Genomic DNA, 24834 nt, shown 5'->3' on the forward strand with positions numbered 1-24834 from the left:
GGGGAACGAGCATGACGACCCGCGAAGCTGCAAACCGCAAAGCCCATCTTCCCCCCGCCGACCTCGGCCTCAAACCGCTCGCCGCCTCCGTCCGTACCGTACTGGCCGGCGCCTTCCTGGCCGGCGGCGCCGCGCATGCGGGAAGCCTGCCGGTGCCTGCCGGTGTCTTCGTGTCGAGCGGCAGCGCCGACCAGTCGGTCGCCGGCAACCTGATGACGATCAATCAGCACTCGGACCGCGCCATCCTGAACTGGAAGAGCTTCGACATCGGCGCCGGAAACACGGTGCAGTTCAAGCAGCCCTCGGCTTCGTCCATCGCCCTCAACCGCATCTACCAGAACGATCCCAGCCGCATCTTCGGCAGGCTTTCCGCCAACGGCCAGGTTTACCTGCTCAACCAGAACGGATTCCTGTTCGGCAAAGGCTCGCAGGTGGACGTCAACACCCTGCTGGTCAGCACGCTGAACATCACCGACGATACCTTCCAGCGCGGCATCACCAAGGTCCTGGACCAGGACGGACGGGCGGCGCTGGTGGGCGACGGCAAAGTCTACCGGGTCGACGACCAGGGCCAGTTCGTCCTTGACGAGAAGGGGAATCGCGTCAAGATCGGCATCGAGTTCGCCGAAGGCTCCTCCGTCAAGACCGCCAATTCCGGGCGCATCATCGCCGCCGCTCCTTCCGTGGTGAACAAGGGCGATCTCTCCTCGCCGGACGGCCAGATTCTCCTCATCGCCGCCACCGACAAGGTCTATCTGCAGGAAGCCGGCAAAGACTCCACCCTGCGCGGCCTTCTGGTCGAAGTCGGGACCGGCGGCGAAGTCGCGAACATCGGCAAGGCACTGGCGGAGCGCGGCAACGTGACGCTGATGGGATTCGCCGTCAACCAGCAGGGCCGGGTGTCGGCGACCACCTCGGTTCGCGTCAACGGCTCGGTGCGGCTGCTGGCACGGGAGGGTGCCAGCGTGCGGCGTGAGGGCGATGCCTGGCTGTTGCAGGCGAACCGCACCAAACGCAGCGCCCCCCTGGACGACGGCCTGGGCACCCGGGCCACGGTGACACTGAAAGGGGGTAGCAAGACTTCGGCGAATCCGGACCTGAACGACCCGGCCACCGCCGTGGACGGCCAGGCGCAGGATGCTTCCTGGGTGGAAATCATGGGACACCAGATACGGATCGAGAACGGTGCGCAACTGGTGTCCCGCTCGGGCAAGGTCACGGTGACGGCCACCGAAAACCCCGCCAACCCCGGCCTCGACAACGTCAAGAACGACGCCCGCGTCTATGTGGACAAGGGCGCGACGATCGACGTATCGGGCATCAAGGACGTCAGCGTGCCGATGGAACGCAACGTGGTGACGGTCGAACTGCGCAGCAATGAACTGCGGGACTCGCCGCTGCAACGCCACGGCGTACTGTATGGAAAGAAAATACGGGTCGATATCCGCAAGGGCACGCCGATCGCCGACATCTCGGGCGAACTGGAGCGCATCGCCCGCACCGTGGCCGAACGCAGCACCGCCGGCGGTACCATCAAACTCACATCGGAAGGCGACGCCATCCTCCAGCGGGGCGCACTGCTGGACTTCTCCGGCGGTTCGGTGGCCTACCGCTCCGGCTACATCGACACCACCCAGTTGCTGACGCCGGACGGCAAGACGGTGGACATCGGCAGCGCCGATCCGAATCAGACCTATGCCGGCATCTTCGGCCAGGTCACCCAGAAGTTCAAGGCCTGGAACGTCACCAAGACCTGGGACATCATCGGCCCCAGGAACCTGGGGCGCTACGAACAGGGCTATGTGGAGGGCAAGGCCGCTGGCACGCTCGACATCAAGGCGGCGGCGCTGGCGCTGGAGGCCGAGATGCGCGGCGCCGCGACCGCCGGTCTGCACCAGCGTGAGGCGGGAACCCAGCCCGCCGGCGGAACCCTCAAGATCGACCTGGCGCGCAGCCCCGACAGTACCCAGTCCGTGATCTTCGGCAGCGCCCCGGGATCTCTGGGCATCGGCAAAGACCAGCCGTTTCCCCAAGACCCCGAGAAGCCCGGCCAGCCGGCCGCCCTGGTGCTGTCCGGCAACAAGCTGCGCGACTCCGGCATCATGTACGCCGATATCAAGACCAACGGCAAGGTCGCCATCCGCTCCGGCGAGAACCTCGCCATGACCGACGGAGGCAGCCTCGCGCTCACCGGCGGCGAAATCAAGGTCGACGGAACGATCACGGCCCACGCCGGCGAAGTCGATCTCTCGACCCGGCTCACCAGCGCCACCCAGGGCAAGCTGTCCGGTGCCATCGACCTGGGCGCTGGCGCCACCATCGACGTCAGCGGCCAGTGGATCAACGACCGTCCGGCCGACGCTACCGGCCACGCCGGGCAGGACCGCAGCCGCGTGCTGGTGAACGGCGGTACCGTTTCGGCGAAGGCCGAAGGTGACGTCAATCTCGCCGCCGGTAGCCGCATCGACGTCAGCGGCGGAGCGCGGCGCACCGGCAAAGACAGCATCAAGGCCGGCGACGCGGGGAGCATCAGCCTGGAAGCCGCGGCCGTCGACGGCTCGGACCTCAAACTGAAAGGCACGCTCGAAGGCTATGCCTTCGCCGGCGGCAAGGGCGGGTCGCTCAGTCTCGTCTCCGACCAGGTGATCCTGGGCAACGCCACGGACGTCGGGACCGCCAAGGGCGCCGACCCGCTGGTCCTCACCCCGGATTTCTTCGGCCAGGGCGGGTTTGCGCATTACTCCGTAGGCTCCAACAAGAGCGGGGTCACCGTCAGCGACGGAACCCGTATCCAACTCAGCGTCCAGAACCGGGTCATCGATCCGACGGCCGTCCGCCGCGTCAGCGGCTCGAACTTCCGCGACTTCGCGCAGGTCGAGCTGCTCCCCGAACTGTCACGCCAAGCGGGAGAGCTCGATCTGGTGCTGGCCCAAAAGGTCGGGCAAGGCGGAAAGGACGCTGCTGTGCGCATCGGCGACGGCGCGGTGATCCATACCGATGCCGGCGGCAAGATTTCGCTGCAATCGGATTCCAGCATCTTCATGAACGGAACCCTCGAAGCTGCCGGCGGCGACGTGGCGATGACCGTCACGCCGCCGGCCGGCACCGACCCCGGCTTCAAGGCGGACCAGGGCATCTGGATCGGTTCCGGCGCGAAGGTGGACGTGTCCGGCACTGCCCTGCTCTACAGCGACCGGCCGGACCACGTGACCGGCAAGGTGCTGGACGGCGGAACCATCACCCTGCACGCCGACCGCGGCTTCGTCGTGGCGGACGAGGGCTCGGAACTCGACGTTTCCGGGACCCAGGGACGCCTGGACGTACCCGTCAGGGGACCGAACGGCGCCATCTCCCAGGAGCGCCGCCAGATCGCCTCCTCCGGCGGCAGCATCGCGATCCGCGCCGCCGAGGGCATCCAGCTCTACGGGAAGCTGGACGGACGGGCCGGTGACGGAACCGGCGCCGCGGGCGGCGGACTGTCGCTGGAACTCAATCCGAACACCCGGGCCGAACCCGACGAGATCGGCCAAGGCCAGACGCCCTTCCCCAAGGTCCCCAGCGTGATATCGCTGAACCAGTCCGGACCCGCGGGGACAGCCACGGTCCAGGGCGAGGCCGTGGCCTCCAACCGCTACGGCCAGGCGGTGCTGAGCGCCGGCCAGGTCGAACGCGGCGGCTTCGGCGAACTGACGCTGCGCACACCGGGCCGCATCGAACTGGGCAGCGGCCTCAACCTGCACACCGAGCGCAGCATCGTCCTCGACGCGCCGGTGCTGGCCTTCGCGCCCGCCACCGGCGCCACCGCCGGCAAGGTGTCGCTGGATTCGGCCTACGTCGCGCTGGGTTCGACCCAGACCCGGCCTGGCAACGCCGCTCCGACCACCGGCAACGGCAGCCTGCAAGTCAACGCCGGCCTGATCGACCTGGTCGGCACCACCGCCCTCCAGGGCTTCGACGGCGCCAACCTCAAAAGCGCCGGCGACCTGCGGCTGATCGGGGTGCGCACCACCCAGCAGCAGCGGGACTTCCTGGGCGAGTTCCTGGCGGCCGGCGATCTCACCCTGATCGCCGACCAGATCTATCCGTCGACCCTGAGCGACTTCCGGATCGCGGTGAGAGGCACAAGCGACGGGACGCTCACGGTCAAGCCAGGCGACTCGAAAGGGGGAACGGTGCTCTCCGCCGGCGGGAAACTGACGCTGGAGGCTCCGAACATCGTCCAGGGCGGCACCGTGAAAGCGCCGCTCGGCCAGCTGAATTTCCAGGCATCCAACCGTCTCGAACTGGCCGCCGGGAGCGTCACCTCCAATTCGGCCAAGGGCGCGATCATTCCGTTCGGACGCACCCAGGGCGGGCTGGACTGGATCTACCCGCTGGGCGACCAGAACCTGGTCTTCACCGCGCCGCCGGAAAAGAAACTGGTGCTCGACGGTCCGAAGGTCGACATCGCCAACGGCTCGGTGATCGACACACGGGGCGGCGGCGATTTGTTCGCCTTCGAATTCGTGCCGGGACCAGGCGGTTCCTATGATCTGCTCGACCCCACCAGCCAGGGCTACCAGGAAGCCTACGCCGTCCTGCCCTCCTTCAAGGGTACGACCGCGCCCTACGATCCGCTGGAATCCGCCACCTCGGGCCTCAAGGTCGGCGACAGCGTCTACCTCTCCGGCGGCGGCGGACTCAAGGCCGGCTATTACGTCCTCCTGCCGGCCCATTATGCGCTGCTCCCCGGCGCCTATCTGGTGACGCCCGACAAGAACGTCACCAACATCGTGCCGGGCCTCGACCTGCAGCGTGCCGACGGCGCTCCGATCGTCGCCGGTTACCGCACCGTTTCCGGCACGGGCATCCGCGACGCACTCTGGAGCGGCTTCGCGGTGGAACCCGGCAGCGCCGCCCGCACCCGCGCCGAATATTCGACCTACGGCGCCAACGCATTCTTCTCTGCCAAGGCGGCCAAGGATGAAACCGCGCTCCCCTATCTGCCGCGCGACGCGGGCTCACTGTTCATCTCGGCGGAGACGGCGCTGGGTCTGGACGGACGGGTGTCGGCCAAAGCCGGCGCCAAGGGCCGCGGCGGCCGCCTCGACATCGATGCCACCAACATCGCCATCGTCTCCCAAGGCAACGCCGGGCAGGCGACCGGCAGCGCCATCAGGCTGGTCGCAGAGAAGCTCAACGGGCTGGGGGTCTCCAGCATCGCCATCGGTGGTGTGCGCAACACCGTGGATGGTACCGTCACGGTCGACACCCATGCCTCGACCATCTCCCTGGAGCAGAACGCCCGGCTCAAGGGCTCCGAATTCATCCTCACCGCCAAGGACAACATCACCCTCGCCAAGGGTTCCGGCATCACCGCCGAAGGCCCGTCCAAGAGCGTCGGAACACCGAAGGTCTATAAAGTCGACGGCGATGCAGCCTTCCTGCGGGTGTCGACGTCGGACCAAGCCGATCTCCAACGCAGCAGTGTCTCGGGTCAGAGCGGCTCGATCCGGATCGGCACCGGCGCGACCCTGGCCACGTCCAACTCCATGATCATCGATGCCACGGCCAACATGGATCTTTCCGGTAGACTCCTGGCCCAGGGCGGCTCGGTATCGCTGGGCGCCAGCCGGATCGGGCTGGGCGCCGACGCCAGCTTCCAGAACGGCCTGGCGCTGAGCCAGACGGCACTGAACGCCCTCCATGCGAACGAACTGCGCCTGAACAGCGGCAGCGACATCAGCCTGTACGGCCCGGTCGAACTGACATCGCAGCGGATCGTACTGCGCTCGGGCGGACTCCTGGGATTCGACAACGCCGGCCAGACCGCAAGCATCAAGGCCGGAGACATCCGTCTGGAGAATCCGCTCGCTGCGAGCACCAGCCGTACCGGCAACGGCACCGGCACTCTCTCCCTGGTCGCCGACACCGTCGAACTGGGCGGGGGCGCCTATGCACTCGAGGGCTATTCCAAAGTGACGGTCGAAGCCGGCAAGGCCATCGTCGGCTCGGGTACGGGCACGCTGACCGCCTCGGCGGATCTCGACTTCAAAACCCCCGTCGTCACCGGCGACCGCGGGGCGGACACCCGGATCGACGCCACCGGCCACGCGGTCGCCATCCAGTCGTCCGGCGCCGCTCAGGCCGCCGCCGACGCACTCGGTGCCCAGTTGTCGATCACCGCGGACAGCATCCGGAACGCCGGGACGATTGCGCTCAAGTCCGGCGTCGTCAAGCTCGATGCCCTGAAAGGCGACGTGGTCCTCGCCGCCGGCTCCAACATCGACGTTTCCGGCCGGGAAGTGAGCATCGGCAAAGCCAATGTCAAAACCGACGGCGGTGCGGTGGAGCTCTCCAGCCGGACCGGCAGCGTCGCGCTGGAATCCGGCGCCCAGCTCGCGCTCAACGGCAGCAAGGGCGGCGAGCTGCAGGTGTCGGCGGCAGCGGGCGGATTCCGCTTCGACGGCAACATCGACGCCCGGGGCACGGAACGCGGCGGCCGTTTCGGTCTCGATGTCCATACCCTGGAAAACGGGGGCGACGTCGGCGGAATGGCCGGCAAGCTGGCGTCGGCCGGATTCAGCGATGGCATCAGCCTGAGGGCGCGCACCGGTGACCTGCACCTGAATACCGGCGATACCCTGGCGGCACGCACCGTCGAACTCGCGGCCGACCAGGGCTCGGTCCGGATCGACGGCAGCCTGAAAGCCCAAGGCGACAACGCCAGCCTGGACCTCAAGGCCGGCGGCGGCCTGACCCTGGCTGCGGGCGCCGACCTGGAAGCGCACGGCAGTACCAGCCAGGGCGGCCGGATCGCGCTGGAGTCCATGGACCCGGGTCCGCAGGGCGGGATCACCGTGGCATCGGGCGCCCGAATCGACGTGAGCGCGACGGACGGTTCCGCCAACGGAACCGTGAACCTGCGCGCGCTGCGCACGGGGCAGGACGTCGCCGTCTCGGGGAACCTCGGATCGTCCGTGACCGGGGCCCGGGAAACCACGGTGGAAGCCGTCCGTATCTACGATCACAGCGGCACCATCGGCAGTACCGACATCGCGGCCTGGAAAACCGACACCGACGCCTACATGGCCAACGCCGGCGCCATCGAGAGCCGTCTGGGGCTGCCTGGCGGCCTCAGAGCCGGCCTGGAGATCCGCAGCAGCGGCGACCTGACCCTGGGATCGGCCGGCTGGGACCTGGTCGACTGGCGCTATGGCGGCCGTCCGGGCGTCCTCACCTTGAAAGCCGCCGGCCAGCTCTCGATCGACGGCAAACTCAGTGACGGCTTCCGCGATGACCCCAACGGCATCGACGTTTCCGGCATCCTCGGCCCCGGTGCCACCGTCGCCGTGAAAGACATGCTGCAGACCGGTTCTTCATGGAGCTACCGGTTGCAGGCCGGCACCGACGTGGTGGTAGGCGCCGACGTCGCGGTGCGGACCGGCACCGGTGACATCGACGTCAACGCCGGCCGGGACGTGGTCCTGACCAATGCCGGCTCATCCATCTACACTGCGGGCCGTCCGACCGACACCCAACGCTACGGCAATTTCAAAAACGGCTTCGTAGCCTTCCAGTTCTACGGCGAATACCCGGTCGACGGCGGAGACATCCATATCAGCGCCGGCCGCGACGTGATCGGCGCGAAGACCGGCCAGTTCTTCGACGGCTGGCTGGTGCGCACCGGCAACTGGACCGATGGCACCAGTCACCAGGGCGAAACGCCGACGGCCTGGGCCGTGGCGATCGGCGGTCCGGTCGGCACCTCGGCGCAGCAGGGAAGCTTCCAGCAGAACATCGGCGCACTCGGCGGCGGCAACATCACGGTCGAGGCCGGTCGGAACGTGTCCGATCTTTCGGCGGTCATCGCCACCACCGGCAAACAGCTCGGCACCCCTTCCAAGCCGAACGATCCCTCCGACACCGGCTTCAACACCAACGAAGTGCAGATTTCCGGCGGCGGGAACCTGACCGTCCGTGCCGGCGGCGACGTCCTGGGTGGTACTTTCTACACCGGCAAGGGCATGGGGGAAATCAGCGCGAGGGGTGCAATCAAGGCATCGACGACCGGCCTGGGGCCGGTGCTGGCACTGGGAGACTCCCGGTTCAGCCTGAACGCCGGCCAGGACATCGAACTGGGCGCGGCCATCAACCCCACCGTGATCAACAGCGCTACCGCCCGCAACTTCTTCTTCACCTATTCCGACCGCAGCGGCATCGCGCTGGAATCGCTCGCGGGAAACGTCCGCCTCCAGAACGACATCCCGGGGATGGTCAGCGCCGTCAACAATCTGCGCAGCACGAGGAACCAGCTCAGCTTCCCCGGCGCTTCGTTGAGCGCGCTCGGCGTGTATCCCGCCTCGCTCGACGTCACTGCGCTGCAAGGGGACATCGTGCTGGAACGCAGCTTCACGACCTATCCCGCTGCCCAAGCGAGCTTCAACCTCATGGCGGGCGGAAACATCGGCAGCGGCTCGGTGGGTGACAACGTCAATGTCACCCAGTCAGACGCCGACCCCGCCCTGTTGCCCGGGATCGCGCATCCCACCCGGAGCTGGGACGATGCTTCGCAGAGGCTGCAACCCTTCGGCGCCGCCAATCTGATCCACGCCCAGGTTCCCGTCCATCGCGGCGACAGCGAGGCGGCAAGGATATACGCCAATGGCAACATCGCCTCCGTCGATCCCCTGCTCCTCGTCCTGCCCAAGGCGGTGGACGTCATGGCGGGCCGGGATCTGTTCGATGTCAGCCTGCATGTGCAGCACCCCGACTATGCGATGTCCACCATCACCGCAGGCCGCGACATCCGTTTCACCTCCCCGCGCAACGCCCAGGGCAATCTGGTGAACCTGACCCGCGAAATCCGGCTTGCAGGCCCCGGTCAGCTCTGGGTCAGCGCGGGACGGAACATCGACCTGGGCGCTTCGGAAGGCATTTACACCATCGGCAACACCGAAAACCGCACCCTGCCGGACAACGGCGCCTCGATTACGGTCATGGCTGGCCTGAACGGCAACCAGGCGCGCTTCGACAAATTCGCGGAGAAATACGACCCCACCTCGGCCCGGTACCGCACCCTCCTGCGCGACTACATGCGCCGGCGGACCGGCAACGGCAGGCTCGATTACGCCGGTGCGGTGGACGCCTATCGGGCCCTGCCCGGCGACCAGCAGCACGAATTCCTGCTGGCCATCCTGTTCGAAGAAATCCGGATCTCCGCCGCCCAGGCCGCCAAGACGGGCAGCAAATCCGCCTACGACCGCGGCTTCGCGGCCATCGATACCCTCTTCCCGCAAAGCGGCGACACCCACTACAAGGGTAATCTCAGCCTGTTCTTCAGCAAGATCCACACCGTCGACGGCGGCGACATCAATCTCCTCGTTCCCGGCGGCGGTGTGAATGCCGGTCTGGCCGTTGCCTTCGCCGGCTCGAAGGCCGCCAGCGATCTGGGCATCGTCGCTCAGCGGCAAGGAGCCGTGAATGCCCTGGTAAACGGCAATTTCATGGTCAACCAATCACGGGTGTTCGCCATGGACGGGGGTGACATCACCATCTGGTCATCCAATGGCAACATCGACGCCGGCCGCGGTGCCAAATCGGCCATCGCCGTCCCGCCGCCGCGGATCACCTTCGACGAACGCGGCAACCTGCAGGTCGAATTCCCACCGGTGGTATCGGGCAGCGGCATCCGTACCGCAGCCAGCACGGCCCCCGTGCCCGGTGACGTATTCCTCGCCGCCCCGCGGGGCGTGGTCGATGCCGGCGAGGCGGGCATCGGCGGCACCAACGTGGCGATCGCGGCGACGGCCGTACTCGGCGCCAGCAACATTCAGGTCGGAGGCACCGCCACCGGCGTACCCAGCACCAATGTCAGCGTCCCGGTGGTTCCGGCCGGCGCGGCAGCCGCTGCGGGCGCGGCCACACAGGCCGCCATGCAGTCCACCGTGTCCGACAGCGAGGAGAAGTCCGAACCCAAGGTGGCGAATTCCAGCGGCCTCAACCCGCTCAAAGTCGAGTTGCTGGGATTCGGCGAATGTTCGACGACTGACATCAAGAACGGTTCGCCCGGCTGCACTTGACCGGTCCGGCCGCCGGCCGGACCGGTCCGCGCCGCGGCGGCGCGCGGCGAAGAGACATCCCGCGCTGCTCGTTCCGGGGCCTCGAAAGGGCCCGGTATTTCGGAAACGTCAAGTCCCGGTCACTCACCAACGGGAGCCGATGCCTCCCCTTTTCATCCGAGCTTCGCTCTAACGCCCGGCACGTCCGGAACGAATCCCGGCGACGTGTTCGACTTCTCCACCGCGAACCCCGCCAAAGCGGCGCGCCGCCTCTCCCGGTGCACCGTCATCGCCTCCAATCGGAGCCTTCTTCGCCGAAGAAGCCCCCGCTGCGCCACGGTGGGTAGAATTCTCCCTCCCTACCTGCCTGCGTTGTCGGCGTATCTGTGCTCCGTAGGTGGATGTCACTTCGAACGCGAATCTTGCTGCTCACGGACCGGCCCGCTTCTGGTTCATATCCTACCCCTTCGGTTTATATACCCCTTCGCCCGCAACCGAAACCCTCAAAACCCTTGAATAATCAACCCATCCGCTTCTGGCACCAAAGCTGCTTGATAGTGCGCAGGAGCCACCGACCTTGGATATCCCCAATATCCGTGGAGCAGCATGCGTGAGCTCCTCCGTTTCAATGCCAATGACAAGAGGACTCACCCATGAAAGCAGACCACCTCATCCCGGCTGTGCTGATGAGCGCAGGACTTCTCGCGGCAGGTAACGTTCAAGCTCATGAAGCACGTTGTCTCCCAAGTACGACCCATAACGATCCGTGTTACTACCTGGTTCTCGTGGGATTCACCCATGAGCCGGCACTGGCCAACGAAATGAATGGACTCGATCTGTGGATCAAGAAGAACGTCGGCACCCCGACCACGCTAGATCTCACCAAAACGATCCCCGATTTCGACGACGACACCAATAATGGCGGCGCCAAATACGTTCCCGTCGACGTCATGAAAGACGACACCATCATGAATGTCATGATTCACGTTCTGCGCCTGAAGAAACAGACACACGTAACCGCCGAATCGGACAAGAACGTCATTAGCGCCACAATGCTGAAGCCTTATTACGGATACACCATGATGGGCCCGTTGGTTCAAAGCATGGACCCTCAGTTCAACTACAAATATTCCGCGCGCTTCATGACGGGCCCGACTGGCCCACGGACCGGCGATTCTGCAGACGTGCAAGGAGTAGGCGCCTATGGATTCCATATCACGGCCATGATCAACGACGAAACGTATGACGAATTTTTCGTATGTGGCCAAGGAACGACGAACCCCACGGGGGACGCGTTCTCATGTGTCGGCGTACCCCAGAAAATAAAATAAAGGCCAACCCCGATCGCCGATGGCGACGGTAACCGACGACACCCCATCCTCCCGCCAATGACAAACATACAGGCCATGACAGTGATCGATATCCGATGGGTCCGTTATCTCCATGCCAGGTCAGCATGAATGTCTAGGAGGCAACCACCTTTCAGAAATCCGTTTGAGCGAAGTGAGTTCTTTGCTTGTCGTTTGTCTGCCGTGTCGATTCATCAAACCTCACAGGGACCCATGTCCAAATGAGGACCGATAACGATCTCCTGCTTGCTCGATCGACAAGACACGATCGAGCCTGCTAAAGCACGCTTTTACCACGGATTCCACAGAGCATCAGTTCGGCCAAAAGGTAACCAATAAACCCCGACTTTGTCTCCCATAAAGACAAACGGGCCATGACATCTTTTTTATCGACACGGCTGCGGTTTCCTTGAACCAACCTGCAGACGATCGACGACGAAGCTGACTGAATAAACATCCCCCTCCTGAACGATGAACACAACATCGCCCCTATACATCATCCTCATTGCCATGTCGTTGCTTGCCTGCCAGGAGACGGACAACGAAACGCACCAGGAAACTCCAAAATACGAAGCAACCACCCCATTTCGCAAAGACATATCAATAAAAAAGGAATATGTATGTCAGATACACGGCATCAGACATATCGAGGTGAGGGCCATGGAAAAAGGCTACCTGCAAGACATATATGTAGATGAGGGTCAGTTGGTACATCAGGGCCAGCCGATGTTCAAAATCATGCCGGCCATCTATCTAGCAGAACTGATGAAGGCACAAGCCGAAGCCAACATCATGAATATCGAATACAAAAACACCAAAGGCCTGGCCGACCAGAATATCGTATCGCAGAACGAACTCGCTTTGGCCAAAGCCAAGCTGGACAAGGCCAATGCCGAAGTAAAACTGGCAGAGACACATTTGAGTTTCACCGCCATCAATGCCCCATTTGACGGAATCGTCGATCATCTCCTGGCCAGAAATGGCAGCCTTTTGGACGAAGGGACACTATTAACCACGCTCTCCGACATCAGCAAGTTATGGGTCTATTTCAACGTACCCGAATCCGAATATCTCGACTACAAAACCAATAACAACGCCGACCAGACATACTCGAAAGTCAAGCTGAAAATGGCAAATGGCGCGATTTTCGATCAGGAAGGCAAGATCGAAACGATCGAAGCAGATTTCGACAACACCGCAGGCAATATCGAGTTCAGGGCCACTTTTCCGAATCCCAACGGTCTCCTCAGACATGGAGAAACCGGAACCATCATAATGAAAAAGCCATACAAAAACGCTTTGCTCATCCCCCAAAAAGCCACCTTCGAAGTCCTGGACAAGATGTTTGTCTACGTCATCAACAATGAAGGCGTCGTCGAACAGAGGCAGATCACTATTGACGCAGAAATTCCATATTTCTTTCTGGTAAAGCAAGGCGTCAAAGATGATGACAAGATCTTGATCGAGGGCTTGCGTAAAGTACATCCTGGCGACCATCTGGACATCACCTTGATTCCAACAGAAAAGCTACAGTCAAATCTGCAGCTCCATGCCGAATAAACAGGATTCGTATTCATCTATGTTTGGCGTTTTTATCAATAGACCGGTGATGGCGATATCGCTGTCACTATTGATCGTGTTCATGGGGTTTCTGTCGATAAAATCATTGCCGGTATCACAGTTTCCAGACATTGCCCCTCCCCGCGTAACCGTAACACTGTCATTCCCAGGAGCGAGTGCGGACGTATTGGTGAAATCGTCCATCATCACAATAGAACGTGCGATCAATGGCGTTCCCGGCATGAAATACATGGTTTCTGCCGCGACGAGCGCTGGGGAGGCTACGATCCAGATCCTGTTCGATCTGGGAATCGATCCACTGCAAGCCATGATCGACGTCAAGACTCGGCTGGATACGACCATGAGCCGGCTCCCCCAGCTGGTGACGCTCGAAGGGGTCTGGGTCCAGCGCATCCAGCCAAGCATGCTGATGTATATCAATCTGTTCAGCAAAGACAAGAATGCAGATCAAAAATTCCTTTTCAATTACGCCTACGTCAACGTCGTTCCAGAGATCCAACGTGTAAACGGCATAGCACAGGCAAGGATATTGGGCAGCCGCCAATATGCCATGCGAATATGGCTGAATCCGGACAGGATGAGAGCCTATAAGGTTTCAACAGAGGAAGTACTCAAGGCCATCGAGGAGCAAAGCATTATCGGCCGGCCTGGCAGATTGGGACAGAGCACGGGAGTCACAGCCCAATCGAAAGAATATGTTCTGGTGTATGAAGGCTGGTACAACAAGCCGGAGCAATATGAGGATATCATCATACGAGCCAACTCGGAAGGCGAACTGTTGCGTATAAAGGATATCGGCACCGTCGATCTGAACAGTGAATTCTGGAATATCTATTCGGATAAGGATGGCCTTCCTTCCGCCTCGATCGTCCTCAATCAAAACTACGGCACCAATGCCAGCAAAGTAATCGAGGACGTAAAGAAGAAACTGAGAGAGTTGAAGGAGACTTTTCCGGAAGGAATGGATTATGAAATCAATTACGACGTTTCCCGCTTTCTGGATGCATCCATCCACAAGGTTCTCCATACGTTGATGGAAGCCTTCGTGCTAGTCGCCCTGGTTACATTTGTTTTCCTGGGTGACTGGCGCTCGACGTTGATACCGATCCTTTCGATTCCTGTCTCTTTGATCGGTACGTTTGCAGTCATACAGGCTTTCGAACTATCGATAAACCTGATCACTCTATTCGCCCTGGTACTAGCCATCGGCATCGTGGTAGACGATGCCATCGTGGTAGTCGAAGCCGTACATGCCAAGATGGAGGCAGAACACCTATCCCCCTATCAGGCATCCAAGAAGGTTTTGGGCGAAATCGGCGGCGCCATCATTGCCATCACCTTGATAATGATATCGGTGTTCGTACCCATTTCCTTCATGAGCGGACCTGTCGGTGTGTTCTATCGACAGTTTGGCATTACTATGGCGTCCGCGATTCTGATTTCCGCACTGGTTGCGCTTTCACTTGCACCTGTACTCTGCGGCATGATCCTGAAAAATACTCACGGACAACCAAGAAAGCGAACTCCAGTCCGCATCTTCATTGATACATTCAATTCCTTTTTTGAAAAGACCACCGGCAGATACGTCACGATTCTAGAAAAGATCATTACTCGCCGCCTGGTGACCATTCTTGCCTTTGCGGGTTTCTCTATTGGTATTTATGCGGTCAATCTTGAACTACCGGCGGGCTTCATTCCTGGCGAAGATCAAGGAATGATATACGCGATCATTCAAACCCCTCCGGGATCGACAATAGAAACCACCAACAAGGTCGCTCGTGAACTCGAGGAACTGGCCAAAGGAATCGAAGGAGTCAAGTCCGTTTCGTCACTTGCCGGATATGAGGTTCTGACCGAGGGACGAGGATCTAACGCTGGCACCTGCATCATCAACCTGAAAGATTGGGAAGAGCGCAAGAATACCGTGCAGGATATCATCAAGGAGCTAGAGGAGAAATCCAGGGATTTTGGAGCGATTATCGAATTTTTTGAACCTCCTCCCGTACCCGGTTACGGCGCGTCATCAGGTCTAGCGTTACGGCTGCTTGACAAGTCTGACGTCACCGATTATCAGCAATTTGACAAGATCACCCAAGATTTTCTCATGCAATTGAAAAAGCGCAAGGAATTAACCGGCTTGTTTACTTTCTATGCAGCCAATTTCCCCCAATATGAGCTTGTAATAGACAACAAGCTTGCGATGCAAAAACATGTATCGATAGCCAAAGCCATGGAAAATCTTGACATCATGATCGGGAGCACCTATGAACAAGGGTTTATTAGGTTCAACAACTTTTTCAAGGTGTACGCACAGGCACTTCCAGAATACCGCAGATACCCTTCAGACATTCTAAATTATTTTGTCAAGAATGAAGAAGGAGAAATGGTTCCCTACTCGTCATTCATGACGATGAAAAAAACCCAGGGACCGAATGAAATCACCCGTTACAATCTCTACAACTCCGCGGTGATTCGGGCCGCTCCAGCAAAAGGATATACTTCGGGAGACGCCATTGAAGCCGTCAAAGAAGTCGCAGCAACGACTCTTCCACGTGGTTACGACATCGCGTGGGAAGGATTGTCGTTCGACGAAGCGGCCCGAGGCAATGAAGCGGTCATCGTTTTCATGGTCGTCATCGTGTTCGTTTATCTCGTTCTCGCAGGCCAATATGAGAGTTTCATCTTGCCATTGGCTGTGCTGTGTTCGCTGCCTGCAGGCATCTTTGGCTCCTATTTCTTACTGAAATTGTTTGGACTCGCCAACGATGTGTATTCACAAATAGCCTTGATCATGCTTATCGGGCTATTAGGAAAAAACGCCGTACTTATCGTAGAGTTTGCGGTTCAACGGCACGGTCTGGGTTTGTCCGTCAAGGATGCCGCAATCGAGGGAGCAAAAGCGCGCTTCCGTCCCATTCTGATGACTTCGTTTGCTTTTATAGCAGGTTTGATACCCTTGGTTAAAGCCACGGGCGCAGGCGCAATAGGAAACCGCACCATCGGAACCGCCTCAATGGGCGGGATGCTATTCGGAACCGTCGTAGGCGTCGTTCTGATACCAGGACTCTATTACCTATTCGGGAAAATGATCGAAGGTAAGTCCCTGATCAGAAACGAAGACAAAGAACCTTTTACCGAAACTTACCAGTACACCAGGGACGACCTTGATGACTAAGGTTGTATGTCGTTTCCTAGCTGTTCTGGCGTCCTTGACGTTACAGGCATGCGGAATTCCTGATATGACGACCAGGACAGCGGACGTCCATTTGCCAGATCGGTACAAGGCCGGGCCGACCGAGAAATCAAATTCAGCAATCATCAAATGGAATGACTTCTTTGAAGACGAAAACCTTTTGAATCTCCTGGAGATTGCCGTTGCCAACAACAAGGACGTAAATATCATGATGCAGCGTATCAGCGCTGCCGAAAATGAAATTCAGGCGAGGCGCGGTGCGTACCTGCCTTTCATCAGGACCGGCGCCAAAGCCGGGGGAGAAAAACCCGGCGACTATACCTTCAATGGCGCCGTCGAACGCAATCTTCCGCTTGCAGGAAATCCGTTTCCGACATTTGTAGGCGACTATCAGTTCGGGCTTACATCGACGTGGGAGCTGGACATCTGGCGAAAACTTAGGAACGCCACTGAGGTGGCCATGCTCGAATACATGGCGACCATGGAAGGAAAGAACTTCCTCATCACGAATCTCGTGGCCGAGGTGGCTCACTCCTACTATGAACTCGTCACGCTGGATAATCAGCTGGAAAATCTCGATCAGAACATAGCGATTCAGCAGGACGCATTGCGGATCGTCAAAGAGCTTCAGAAGTTTGCAAGAGCAGATGCTCTCGCCGTCAAACGTTACGAAGCTGAGGTGGCCAAGAACCAGAGTAAAAGGTACGAGATCAAGCAGGAAATCGTCGTCGTAGAGAATCGGATCAATTACCTGCTCGGCCGGACGCCTCAGCCGATCAGGCGGACCTCGTCGGGCTTCCTGGATCTCGAACCCAAACTCATCAACACCGGTATTCCATCACAACTGCTCCTGAACAGACCTGATATCAGAAAGGCCGAGCTGGAGCTGGCCGCGGCCCAACTGAACATCGAGGTTGCGAGGGCTGAGTTTTTTCCTTCTTTCGGCATCAGAGCTGGGGTTGGATTTGACGCATTTGCAATGAAATATCTTATCAATACACCGGAATCATTGGCAGCCTATGTCGCGGGCGAACTGGTTGCCCCCCTGGTCAATAAAAATGCCATCATAGCCAATTTCAAAACCGCCAATGTCAAACAGGTCGAAGCCGCATTCGAATATGAAAAGTCCATTATCAACGCCTATGTTGAAGTTCTGAACCAGATATCGAATATCGAGAATACGCGGAAGAGCTTCAACTTAAAGAAGGACCAGGTTGACCACCTGGTCAAATCGATCGATATTTCTATTCAACTCTTCAAATCCGCAAGAACGTTCTATCTGGATGTATTGACGACTCAACGGGATGCTCTCGAAGCCAAACGTGAGTTGATTGAAACAAAGCAAAAACAGGTATTTGCGATGGTCGACCTTTATAAGTCCCTTGGCGGAGGCTGGAGATGAGTCGTCCGGCACCTAGAGCAGGTGCTCTTCGCCGATGCGAGCCGGCAACGACTCTAATCCGATGCGTGCCTTTTCTTTTTTTTCTATTGAATAGTCTGCTGACAAGCTGTGCGGGTAGTCTGGGCACCGTACCGAACGAGACCACCCATGTAGAGAAGGCGGTACAGGTCAGCCGCGATACGTCTACGGGGTGGGTTTTCTATCATGGACCCGTCGTCACTCAGGAAGCCGAACCGGAAGGCTTCCCTGAGGTGAAAGAAATCAGTTTGCATGCAAACGCGAATCGCTTGGGCGATACACGGTACTTTCTCACAGTCGACCATCGGTATCGAGGCCATTGGCGTGGCGCCATCCACGCGGCCGACGACGACGGCCACGAGTTTTCCGCTTATTCTTTACGACAAGGAGTAGAATGTGAATTCAATTGCGAATTTCAGGACGCTATCGTTATCGAATTGGAAGGCCGATATCTGACCGAACATAAACATAAAGGAATCACCCTGCATCTCCTTGGCCCCAACGGTTCTGTTTCGACTCCATTCATTTTGACGCCGGCGTATATCCAAGGGTTCCTTCTCAAGATCGGCAGGCAATCGTCATAGAGGTCGCGGTATACCCAGCTACTCATTCAAGCCAGATGGCTCTCGGACTGCCATCCCCTGTCCGGGTTTCATCCCGGCCAGAAAGGGACTCTATTCTCCATCTTCGTCTTCTTCTTCCGGCGCCGCTGATGTCTCGGAACCGCCGCTCGCCGGAGCCGCTGCCGCTGGCACGTCCTTCCAGGGTGTGACTTCCAGATCTTCGATCTTGTAACGGAATTCCTGTACGGCGTTTTCCTTGTCGACCGCGGCGATACCGGTGAACGGCTCGGATTCCACCAGTTTGTCCAGCAAACTGCTGTTGCCGAATTTTTCCAGCATTTCCTCGTTCGCCCGCACCAGGTCGCGATTTTTGGCTGTGCAGCTTTCGATCCAGCGCGTCCGCTCCTTGACCGCATCGACCAGAAGCTGATTGTCCCTGCGGTAGCGCTGAAGTTCGGCCAAGGCTTTCTTTTGCTGCTCGGCCAGCGCATGCAGCCGTGAGGTCTGGCCGCCGAGCTGCTGTTCCAGGCTCTGCCGGGCGGCGGTGATCTGCTTCAGTTCCCCCTCCAGGGGTTCCAGCTTCGCGGCTTTGGCCTCGAGCGCCTTGAGCGCGGCGGACTGCTCGGCGAGCTGCTTTTCGAGCGCGGCGTTCTTCGCTTCCAGTTCGATTTTCTCCTGGCTGAGCTGCCGTAGCATGCCCTGGGCCTTGCGCAGGGTCTGGACGACGCCGTCGTCCCCCTTCGGCTTCTCGGCGAAGACCGAGCCGCTCCAGACCAGCGAACACAAGCCGAGCGCTATGGCTGGCGCCAGGCGGGACCGAAGCGGCTGCGGGGTCATATCCCTGGTTCCATTCTCGATGTCCTTGGCGGAGGGCGTCACTTTCTTCATCGCGTCGGCGCTAGAAACGGGCATTCAGGTCGACCAGCAAGGAGTTCACGTCATAGGTCGGTCCCACGATGGCCGAACTGGACATCCAACGCAGATTGAGCCAGGTGTTGTTGGCGATGGCATAGTTGCCGGACAGCACCCAGCCCTTGGCGTTGGTGCCGCCGTAGGCGTGGAAATTGGAATCGGTGAAGGCGTCCAGCACCGAGTCCGCGTCCAGGTACTTGTAGGCTAGCCAGACGTTCCAGTCGCCGAACCGCTGGATGTTGGGCTCGCCGACTTCGACCCGCGCCTGGAAGGCATTGGTATGCGGCGACAGGTCCTCGCCGAGAGTGTTGTAGATCTGCTGCTGGTCGAAGCCGAAGTTGTGGGAGTAGCTTCCGATCAGCATGACGTGATGGGGATAGAAGCCGGTGTAGTCGTAGGTCATGGTGACGTCGAAAATTTCGAATTTCGACGCCAGGCCCACTAGGCGCGGCTCCGTCGCGGAATTGAGATCGTTACTGATGCGCGCGAGGCTGTTGCCCTGGGTGAAGAACTCGGGGGCGGTCCAGTCGTACTTGGTGCTGCCCAGGGGATCGCGCCGCGCCTGGGTGTTGTTGTAGTCGTAATAGGCCACACCGAACTTGAAGCGGTTGTTGCGGTTGAACAGATAGTCCAGGCCGCCCTGCGCCGCCCACAGATACTTGCTGGTGCCGAAGAATATGTCTTCCTCGAGCGGGAAAGCGCCGAGGGTCAGATAGGCTTCGTTCGGCTTGGTGTAGCCCCAGTTGAACTGCTGGCGTCCCTCCGTGCTGACCACGTGGTAGGCGATGACTTCCGGATTGAAGTCATGCCCGAACGGGAAGCGGAAGGTTCCGGAAAATCCCTCGAAATTGAGGTCCGGATCGAACATGTTGTCGGTGCTGAACCACGGATTCGCGATCCTGCCCGCCCACAAGGTGGCCCAGTCCTGGCCCTTGTCGTCCAGGTAGTCGTATTGCAGGAAGGCGCGGTCGAGCTGCACCTCGTACCCTTGCCCGTACTGGCCCAGGGTCTGGTTGGTGGAAATGGGGCTGTAGTCGTTGCTGGTGGTCAGACGGACCTGGGTCTTCAGGCTGTCGGTGATTTTCGCGTCCAGGCCGAGCCGGAGCCTCAGGCGCCAGCGCTGAAAATCGTTCGTGGTGTTCCGGAAAGGATCACCGACTTTGGTGATACCCCCGGCGGCATTGATCGCCGGCCAGTTGAAATAGGTGTTGGGCCGGTTGTTGCTGCCGAAGAATTCGTCGTCGAACCGCACGCGGAAATCGCCGAACAGCTTGAAACGGTTGACCCAGTCGGGCAGGGCCGCCGGAACGCCCCATTTCTCGTGCTTGGCATCCGCCTTGACCTCCTTGACCACCTCATCCTTGAGTTCCTTGCGCACCTCGGCGCGGATTTCGTCCTTCACGAAGTCCGGTACGTAGGTGACCCGTACGGTACCCGGTTCGCCCTTGCCCTTTCCAGCCTTGCCCGAAGCGCCATCCTTCTCTTCGGCTTTCTCCGCGCCGCCCGCCGCTGCCGACTGCTCGGCTTCCCGCCGCGCTTCGGCCTTGGCCTCGGCAGCGGCTTTCTGCTCGGCCTGCCGGATCATCTGGTCCGCCTTGCCCTTGTCCAGGATGCCCTGCTGGACCAGCAGATCGATCAGGTTCAGCGTGGTGTTGCGCAGCTTGAGCAGTTCCTCCTTCTCGTTCTTCTCGCTGCCGTAGGCGGCGGGCGACCCCGCCAGCGCGCAGGAGACCAGCAGCGCAAGGGATTTGTGTTCGCTTTTCATAATGTCCCGTTTGTTTGCCTCGCCGCATCCAAGGTGCGGTTGTTTTCAGTAGGTGGCCTGTTTAACCTTCGGATTGGACCCTGATCTTGACCGGTTGCGGCATGCGCTCCGGGGGCGGCTCGAGCTGTCCGTGAATCGTTGCCAGCGCGGCCTTGAGGGCCTCGTCGATCTCTTCGATGCCGCTGGACTTTCCCAGCTCGACCCGGCTGATGGTGCCCTGGGGGCTGATCCAGATGTGGAGCACGGCCTGGTACCGGCTGTTACGTGCCCGGTCCTTGAGCTTTCTCTGCAGCTCGCTGGAGACGGTCCGCTGCAGTTGCTGTCCGTACCAGATGATGGCGTTGCCGCCGCCTCCTCCGATCAGGCCGTGCCCGCCTTTCTTGCCGACCAGGCCGAAGGCGTCGCTCCCCGCGCCGCCTTCGGCATCCACCCCCAGGTCTTCGCCCGGCGGCGGCTCCTCGGCCTGCTCGGGTTCCGGCTCCGGCTGGGGTTCCGGCTCCTCCATCTTGTCCTCCTTGACCTGGGGCTCCGGCGGCTTCTCCTGCGGAGGCGGGGGCGGCGGTGGGGGTGGCGGCTGAACCACGGTGATCTGCTGGATCTGCTTCTTGGTCTGCGCCGGCTTGTCGAACAGATCCCTGGCCAGATAGACGCCGAGGGCCACCAGCAGGACCAGAACCACGCCGACGGCGACTGGCAGATATCGGCGCATCAGCTTGATGTTCATGGAACGAGCCCGCTACTTGACCAGCTTCTGCGTCACCAGCCCCAACTGGCTGATTTCGAGGCGGGTGACGATGTCCAGCACTTCGACGACCTTCTGGTACTGGATCGAGGCGTCCGCCTTGAGCACCACGGGCAGGTCCGGCGTCGCCGCCTTGTACTGGGCCAGGCGGGTTTCCAGCTCCTCGGGCGACACGGGATAGGTGTCCAGGTAGATCGTGCCGTCCTGGGTGATGGAAATCGCCTTGGTCTTGGGCTTGGACAGGCTGGGCGTGCTGCTGGCCTTGGGCAGGTTCACCGTGATGCCCTGCACCGTCGCCGTGGTCATGATGATGAAGATCAGCAGCAGCACATACGCCACGTCCAGCATGGGCGTGATGTTGATGTCGTCGTAGACCTTCTCTTCGGATTCGACCTTCATGACGATGCCTCCCTGCAGCGGTCGGCCACGCGCTCGGACAGCATGGCGAGGAACTCGTCCGAGAACACCCGCATGTCGGCGATGACGTCCTTGATCTGGGTCAGCAGGTAGTTGTAGGCGAACAGGGACGGAATCGCGACCGCCAGCCCCGCCACCGTCGCCAGCAGCGCCGCCGCGATGCCGGGCGCGATGGAGTTGATGTTGACGTCGCCGGTCGCGGCGATGACCGCGAAGGTGATCATCACGCCCACCACGGTGCCCAGCAGCCCGAGGAACGGCCCGCCGGCAATGGCGATGGTCAGGAGCACCATCTTGCTGTTGAGGCGCTGGCTCTCGCGCACCACGATGGAATCCAGCTTGACCCGCACCACGTGCAGCGCTTCCGGCGTGAGGGGCTTGGCCGAGGATCCCAGGCGTTTTTTCACCTCGCGGATGCCGGCGTGGTAGATGTGATAAAGCGGCGAGCTCTGGTAATGGTCGTGCTGGCCGACCAGGGCCGAAAGGAATTCGGAGTCGGCCAACTCCTTTTCGTCCTCGGTTTCCTCACGATCCAGTTGACCGGGATCGGCATCGGGGCTCAAGGCTTCGTACTGGGCCATAAACGCCTTGTTGTCCTTCTTGATCTTGGAGATCACCACGGCCTTGATGATCATGACCAGCACCGAAACCACGAACATGACGCCGGTCAAAGCGATCACCACCCAGCCGTCAACCGTCACGTTCTGGATGATGACCCCGAAGGAGCTCATCTCGCCCGCGCTGCTCTTGCCTTCGTCCTGGCCGAAACTTACGACGCTGAAATCCTGACTCTGGCTGCGTGCCGACAGCTTGATCCATTCGGCGCTGCGGGCCGTATTCGAAACCTGGACCTCATCGAGCAGCCCGGTCAGAAAACCTCCCGTCGCGGCCCCTCCCAAGCTGATCGAGGGATTCATGGCCGACGGAGCGGCAGCGGCCTGCGCCGCAGGCTCGCCATTCAAATAAAGCTCCAGCTTGTCCGGCCGCAATACCAAGGCCACGTGCTGCCAGCGATCCGGGGTGGTCATCGCCACGGGCGCAGTCTCGACCACCTTGCCCGCAGCCAGGTAGCGCGCCACCAGCGTCCCGCCGCGCACCTGCAGCTCGATGGCGCTCGCCTCTCCTTCTGCGGCACGGAAGACGTAGCCCTCAGTCGCACCGGAGTCGAGCTTGAGCCAGCTCGAAAAGGTCCAGCCCTTGGCCGGGTCCAGTTGCAGGGAAGGCGACGGATTGATCTCGATCCCGCCGGTGCCGGTAAACCGGGCCGCGACCCCGATCCAGCCCGCCGGTTCCGGCAGGGCCGCCGACCTGGCCGCATCATTGCCGTATGCCGTGGCGTCCCTGGGCGCGGGATCCTTTTCGTCGAAATGGAAAACCAGTGCCTGGTTGACATCGTAGGTTCCCTTGGCGTCGCTGCCGTCCTGGGCTTCTTCGTTGCCGTAATACATCCAGAACGACTCGTCGGCCGATTGGCCGGGAATCCGCGGCACCTTGACCCAGATCAGTGCCATTTCGTTGACCGGATCGAGCCTTTCGAGGTGGAACTTGAGCGGCGTTTTGTCGTCCGCCATGAAGCGCAGGTCTTTCCCGCCCTCGGCCAACTCGCCAAAATAGCTGAAATTGCCCGTATGAAGCCGGATCAGTAACGGGAAGTCGGCCACCAGGTCGCGGGTATCCGCACCGGTGACGCTGGCATCCACGGAAATCTGTTTTCTGGACCGCCAGTCATCGTTCCACCAGGACAGTGCGATGGCCGGCGCCATGGCCAGGCATACCAATACGATCAGCCTCAATGTCTTCATGTCTCTCGCCGCGCCGTGAAACGCGTAGTGTTGAATGGAAATGCTTTCATCGTATTACGCGGGTGTTACGAACACGTTACGAACACGACGAGGCCGCCGGATCCGCCAAGGGAAAACCGGACCGGCCCCGCGAACCGGGTATCAGCGCTGCATCTACATGTCATTGGAGACATATCGCCCGGGTAGCCAGGCTCAAGGGTGCCGAGAAACCCCGATGATCGGGACTGGCCAGAGGAAGGGATGACGCCCCGGAAGAGGGGGCGAAGGGAGGAAAATCGGACGCAAGAGCCCTAATCAGCCCCCCATTTACAGGCGTAGACAGTGCCAGCAAGGAAGGATCGGAACGGATTTACACATCCATGTGGATATGACGACGATACCCGAGACTTCGTTCGGACCGATGCCGCAGCCATGATCACCGCAGAGGCACAGACGTCGCGCTTACCTCGATGTGACGCTCCGGAACGACAGGAATGCAAAGCCGCCGTACCGCGTCTGGCAAAGCGCCGGCGGAGGGTGAAACTGCCCGTCATTGCGGCGGCTCGGCTTCTGCCTTGCGCCGCACCTTCGTTCCGCTCCGCGCCTGGAACGAGACGTATCGCCCAGAGCCACGGCGTGGATGACTCATGAAGTCGCGCCTGTGCGACACCTCACAAGGGTCATCGCTGGCACGCAAAACCATGGGACCGCATCGGCCCAGGGGGAACGCCGCGATTGCTCCCCGCGCGACGAGCCTGGCACGAAAAATGTCTCACAAAGAACATCCTTCGTCGGATGTACCTCCATGAAAAAGACGATTGTCTCGACCGCCCTCCTCTGGGCTTACCTCATCGAAAGCCATGGCGCTCTGGCCGGGGGGCACCACCATGGTCATGGTCACGAGCATCACCATGGTCACGGCCACGAACACCACCACGGCCATGCCTACGGTCTCCACCGGCACCATCACCACCCCCATTTCGGCGGGGATGAAGCACCGGTCATCCATGTCCCACTGATTCCCGCTCCGATAATCGCATTGCCGGCGCCCCCTTCCCTGCCTCGCCTCTC

At 60.5% G+C, this 24834-nt stretch carries 12 protein-coding genes; 6 read left to right on the plus strand and 6 right to left on the minus strand.

Annotated features, from left to right (window positions below; genetic code table 11):
• The first annotated feature begins 11 nt into the window (after window positions 1–11).
• The 6 genes from ACSHWJ_RS05815 to ACSHWJ_RS05840 all read left to right on the plus strand — a co-directional run bounded on the left by ACSHWJ_RS05815 (window position 12) and on the right by ACSHWJ_RS05840 (window position 18167).
• A complete protein-coding gene (locus ACSHWJ_RS05815; protein ID WP_432539361.1) occupies window positions 12–10061 on the plus strand; it encodes a filamentous haemagglutinin family protein in 10050 nt (3349 codons plus the stop codon).
• Between the two features lie 632 nt (window positions 10062–10693).
• Entirely contained in the window at window positions 10694–11371 is a 678-nt protein-coding gene (locus tag ACSHWJ_RS05820; RefSeq protein ID WP_218812202.1) for a hypothetical protein, read from the plus strand.
• Between the two features lie 528 nt (window positions 11372–11899).
• A complete protein-coding gene (locus ACSHWJ_RS05825) occupies window positions 11900–12949 on the plus strand; it encodes an efflux RND transporter periplasmic adaptor subunit (protein WP_238536818.1) in 1050 nt (349 codons plus the stop codon).
• 19 nt (window positions 12950–12968) lie between these two features.
• The gene (locus ACSHWJ_RS05830) at window positions 12969–16145 is read left to right on the plus strand and encodes an efflux RND transporter permease subunit (RefSeq protein ID WP_218812201.1); all 3177 of its coding nucleotides are present in this window, start codon (window positions 12969–12971) and stop codon (window positions 16143–16145) included.
• The gene (locus ACSHWJ_RS05835) at window positions 16138–17565 is read left to right on the plus strand and encodes a TolC family protein (protein ID WP_218812200.1); all 1428 of its coding nucleotides are present in this window, start codon (window positions 16138–16140) and stop codon (window positions 17563–17565) included. The genes ACSHWJ_RS05830 and ACSHWJ_RS05835 overlap by 8 nt, the downstream gene beginning before the upstream one ends.
• Window positions 17562–18167, plus strand: coding sequence for a hypothetical protein (locus tag ACSHWJ_RS05840; RefSeq protein WP_432539360.1), 606 nt, complete (start codon window positions 17562–17564; stop codon window positions 18165–18167). The genes ACSHWJ_RS05835 and ACSHWJ_RS05840 overlap by 4 nt, the downstream gene beginning before the upstream one ends.
• Window positions 18168–18257: 90 nt before the next feature.
• On the opposite strand, the gene ACSHWJ_RS05845 is transcribed toward ACSHWJ_RS05840, so the two are convergent.
• From ACSHWJ_RS05845 to ACSHWJ_RS05870, 6 genes are all read right to left on the minus strand, one after another.
• The gene (locus ACSHWJ_RS05845; RefSeq protein WP_256994122.1) at window positions 18258–19058 is read right to left on the minus strand and encodes a hypothetical protein; all 801 of its coding nucleotides are present in this window, start codon (window positions 19056–19058) and stop codon (window positions 18258–18260) included.
• Window positions 19045–20823 (minus strand): putative porin, encoded by a 1779-nt coding sequence (locus ACSHWJ_RS05850; RefSeq protein WP_218812198.1) that lies wholly within the window; start codon window positions 20821–20823, stop codon window positions 19045–19047. The genes ACSHWJ_RS05845 and ACSHWJ_RS05850 overlap by 14 nt, the downstream gene beginning before the upstream one ends.
• A 61-nt stretch (window positions 20824–20884) precedes the next feature.
• The gene (locus tag ACSHWJ_RS05855; protein ID WP_218805965.1) at window positions 20885–21547 is read right to left on the minus strand and encodes a TonB family protein; all 663 of its coding nucleotides are present in this window, start codon (window positions 21545–21547) and stop codon (window positions 20885–20887) included.
• Window positions 21548–21559: 12 nt separating this feature from the next.
• Complete coding sequence (locus ACSHWJ_RS05860; protein ID WP_218805966.1) at window positions 21560–21964, minus strand: ExbD/TolR family protein; 405 nt, start codon at window positions 21962–21964, stop codon at window positions 21560–21562.
• Window positions 21961–23784 carry a DUF2341 domain-containing protein gene (locus ACSHWJ_RS05865; RefSeq protein ID WP_432539359.1) on the minus strand — a complete coding sequence of 608 codons (1824 nt, stop codon included), beginning with the start codon at window positions 23782–23784 and terminating at the stop codon, window positions 21961–21963. Before ACSHWJ_RS05865 ends, ACSHWJ_RS05860 begins: the two co-directional genes overlap by 4 nt.
• A 751-nt stretch (window positions 23785–24535) precedes the next feature.
• Window positions 24536–24772 carry a hypothetical protein gene (locus ACSHWJ_RS05870; protein ID WP_010961470.1) on the minus strand — a complete coding sequence of 79 codons (237 nt, stop codon included), beginning with the start codon at window positions 24770–24772 and terminating at the stop codon, window positions 24536–24538.
• Window positions 24773–24834: the final 62 nt, after the last annotated feature.

It is taken from the genome of Methylococcus sp. S1M (assembly GCF_051295855.1).
In the GTDB taxonomy this organism is placed as follows: Bacteria; Pseudomonadota; Gammaproteobacteria; order Methylococcales; family Methylococcaceae; genus Methylococcus; species Methylococcus capsulatus.

Bases quoted from the DNA above. Each gene is read 5' to 3' on its own strand.
- ACSHWJ_RS05855 (WP_218805965.1), bottom strand. From the start codon at position 21,547: ATGAACATCAAGCTGATGCGCCGATATCTGCCAGTCGCCGTCGGCGTG.
- ACSHWJ_RS05815 (WP_432539361.1), top strand. From the start codon at position 12: ATGACGACCCGCGAAGCTGCAAACCGCAAAGCCCATCTTCCCCCCGCC.
- ACSHWJ_RS05860 (WP_218805966.1), bottom strand. From the start codon at position 21,964: ATGAAGGTCGAATCCGAAGAGAAGGTCTACGACGACATCAACATCACG.
- ACSHWJ_RS05835 (WP_218812200.1), top strand. From the start codon at position 16,138: ATGACTAAGGTTGTATGTCGTTTCCTAGCTGTTCTGGCGTCCTTGACG.
- ACSHWJ_RS05840 (WP_432539360.1), top strand. From the start codon at position 17,562: ATGAGTCGTCCGGCACCTAGAGCAGGTGCTCTTCGCCGATGCGAGCCG.
- ACSHWJ_RS05845 (WP_256994122.1), bottom strand. From the start codon at position 19,058: ATGCCCGTTTCTAGCGCCGACGCGATGAAGAAAGTGACGCCCTCCGCC.
- ACSHWJ_RS05850 (WP_218812198.1), bottom strand. From the start codon at position 20,823: ATGAAAAGCGAACACAAATCCCTTGCGCTGCTGGTCTCCTGCGCGCTG.
- ACSHWJ_RS05825 (WP_238536818.1), top strand. From the start codon at position 11,900: ATGTCGTTGCTTGCCTGCCAGGAGACGGACAACGAAACGCACCAGGAA.
- ACSHWJ_RS05865 (WP_432539359.1), bottom strand. From the start codon at position 23,784: ATGAAGACATTGAGGCTGATCGTATTGGTATGCCTGGCCATGGCGCCG.
- ACSHWJ_RS05830 (WP_218812201.1), top strand. From the start codon at position 12,969: ATGTTTGGCGTTTTTATCAATAGACCGGTGATGGCGATATCGCTGTCA.
- ACSHWJ_RS05820 (WP_218812202.1), top strand. From the start codon at position 10,694: ATGAAAGCAGACCACCTCATCCCGGCTGTGCTGATGAGCGCAGGACTT.
- ACSHWJ_RS05870 (WP_010961470.1), bottom strand. From the start codon at position 24,772: ATGGATGACCGGTGCTTCATCCCCGCCGAAATGGGGGTGGTGATGGTG.